4 protein-coding genes are annotated in these 2046 nt (G+C 63.4%); 3 read left to right on the plus strand and 1 reads right to left on the minus strand.

Annotated features, from left to right (window positions below; all coding sequences use genetic code 11):
• Positions 1-280 precede the first annotated feature (280 nt).
• From ACSLE4_RS05180 to ACSLE4_RS05190, 3 genes are read left to right on the plus strand one after another with little or no spacing between them, the layout of a single operon-like run.
• A complete protein-coding gene (locus ACSLE4_RS05180) occupies positions 281-712 on the plus strand; it encodes a curlin (protein WP_435903412.1) in 432 nt (143 codons plus the stop codon).
• A gap of 22 nt (positions 713-734) precedes the next feature.
• On the plus strand, positions 735-1130 hold the full coding sequence (gene csgH / locus ACSLE4_RS05185) for a curli-like amyloid fiber formation chaperone CsgH (protein ID WP_435903413.1): 396 nt from the start codon (positions 735-737) through the stop codon (positions 1128-1130).
• A gap of 30 nt (positions 1131-1160) precedes the next feature.
• Positions 1161-1565, plus strand: a complete 405-nt coding sequence (locus ACSLE4_RS05190; RefSeq protein ID WP_435903414.1) for a curlin — start codon at positions 1161-1163, stop codon at positions 1563-1565.
• Between the two features lie 5 nt (positions 1566-1570).
• Here ACSLE4_RS05190 and ACSLE4_RS05195 read toward each other — a convergent pair.
• Positions 1571-2046, minus strand: a 476-nt coding sequence (locus tag ACSLE4_RS05195; protein WP_435903415.1) for an OprD family outer membrane porin, incomplete at its 5' end; no start/stop codon positions are given.

Here is a 2046-nt window from a genome sequence, read left to right on the forward strand (position 1 = left end):
GGACTAGGCGACAACGTCCAACTCTCGTATTCCCTCCAAAAGTCGCCTGAGCGGCGGCTCCGGGGCATTGCACATGGTTCTATAAGTGTTCAGGAACGGCAGCCACCCCTCCTCATTGCAAGCATTGTCGAAGCATCGCCCCGCGTCCGGGCGATGAACTCCGGCTGAATGTTGCGTTCAGCGCCGCTTCAAAGCGACTTTTCTAAAACGGGCTTACTCGAAGCAAGCGAAGCGCACCGTCCGCGACGACGACGCTCCGCAACCAAACGGAGTAAGCACCATGACCCTCAAGACCCTTCTCATCGTCAGCGCGGCCGCCGTCACCATCACGGCTGCCGCACCCGCCCATGCCGGCTCCTACCTTTCCCTGGAGCAGTATGGCTGGGGCAACAGTTTCGGCAGTTCCCAGAACGGCCGGCGGAACCGCCTGACCGTCTATCAGGACGGCGCCCGCAACCACGCGATCGGCACGCAAGCCGGCAAGCGCAACCGCGTGGTCATCGGCCAGGACGGCCGCTGGAACGGCGCCAATGCGAGCCAGTACGGCCGCGGCAACATCGCCGGTATCGCCCAGTTCGGCCGCGGCCACACGGCGATCACCAGCCAGGACGGCAATGGCAACGCCATCGGCGTGATCCAGGCCGGCCGCGGCAACCACGCCAACGTCACCCAGATCGGACGCGGCAACGTGTCGGTCATCGTCCAAGACTAGCGCCGGAAAGAAAGGACACACCATGTCACGCATCCTGATGACATCGCTTGCCGCGCTGCTGCCCCTCGGTCTCGCCTGGGGAGCAGCGGCGGGCGGCGACACCCAAGGCGCTTATGATCAAGGTCCCTCTTGCGACATTCGCGTTGTTCGCGAGGGCGGCAGTCTCGTTCTCGAAGGCCTGGTCTATGCGCCCGTGCCGGTCGGGGGCTCCTACGAGCTCAAGATCTCGCAAGGCGACTATGCCGGCCGGTCGAGCATACGGCAAGGCGGCGACTTCGAAGCCGGCCCCGGCGCGGACGCATCGCTCGGCGTCGTCTCCCTATCCGACCAGGGCGGCTATTCGGCCACGCTAATCGTGCATTGGCACGACGGCGCACCGGACTGCACGCGCCATGTCGGCACCGGACGCAAGCTTTAACCTCACACGCGCATGCAAGGAGACATCATCATGATCACGACCACACTCAAGGCCGGCCTTGTCGCCACAGCCCTCGTTATCGCCGCAAGCACGCCGGCCTCCGCCGGCAGCTTCACCTTCTCGCTCACGCCCCACGGCGACAGCGCCGATCTCATTCGCAGCGGGCTCCAGATCTACGGCATGGTCAACGAGTACCAGGGCAAGAACCACGCGAAGGTGAAGCAGAAGGGGCGCAACAACGCCGCGGCCGTCAAACAGAAAGGCGCCGGCAATTACGGCCTCGTCTATCAGGACGGAAATGCGCACCGGGCCACGCTCGATCAGGCCGGCCGTAACAATGCCCTTGGCGTCTTCCAATTCGGACGCGCGACGAATGCCGAGGTTGTGCAGAGAGGCCCCGGCGATGTCGGTCTCGTGTTCCAAGGTGGGTGGTAAGGAGACTAGAGCAGCGGCACGGCGTAGTTCACGATCGCCCGGAACTGGTCGAGGTCGTCACTGGGAAGGGTCGGATTGTCGAAGACCTGCCAGTCGATGTATTCGAGCTCCACGCGAAGCCCCTGGAGCTTGCCGCGATGGGGCTCGTAGACGAAGCGGAGATCGAGCTCCTCCTGGTCGGCGAAGCCTCCGTTGGTGGCCAGATCCGGCGTACCGCTGCCCTTGCCCCATGCGACCTCGAACCTTACCCCTTCGAAGCCGAGCCTCTCCAAATCGTAAGAAAGCCTGAGGAGATAGGCTTGCACATCGGCCTGATGAAAATTGGTCACAACCAACGCCGTGTACGATGTGCTGTAGCCGAACGGCTTTTGAATATTCGCCTCGTCGCCGGTCTTTGATACGGCGCCGGTCAGCACAAAGCCTCGATAGCTCGCTACGATCCGCGCCGAAGTCTGATAGGTCTCGTAAGGCGCGCCCGCGA

The organism is Methyloceanibacter sp. (genome assembly GCF_051306395.1).
In the GTDB taxonomy this organism is placed as follows: Bacteria; Pseudomonadota; Alphaproteobacteria; order Rhizobiales; family Methyloligellaceae; genus Methyloceanibacter.

Excerpts from the sequence above, each read along its gene's own strand:
- csgH (WP_435903413.1), top strand. The coding sequence starts at position 735 with ATGTCACGCATCCTGATGACATCGCTTGCCGCGCTGCTGCCCCTCGGT.
- ACSLE4_RS05190 (WP_435903414.1), top strand. The coding sequence starts at position 1,161 with ATGATCACGACCACACTCAAGGCCGGCCTTGTCGCCACAGCCCTCGTT.
- ACSLE4_RS05180 (WP_435903412.1), top strand. The coding sequence starts at position 281 with ATGACCCTCAAGACCCTTCTCATCGTCAGCGCGGCCGCCGTCACCATC.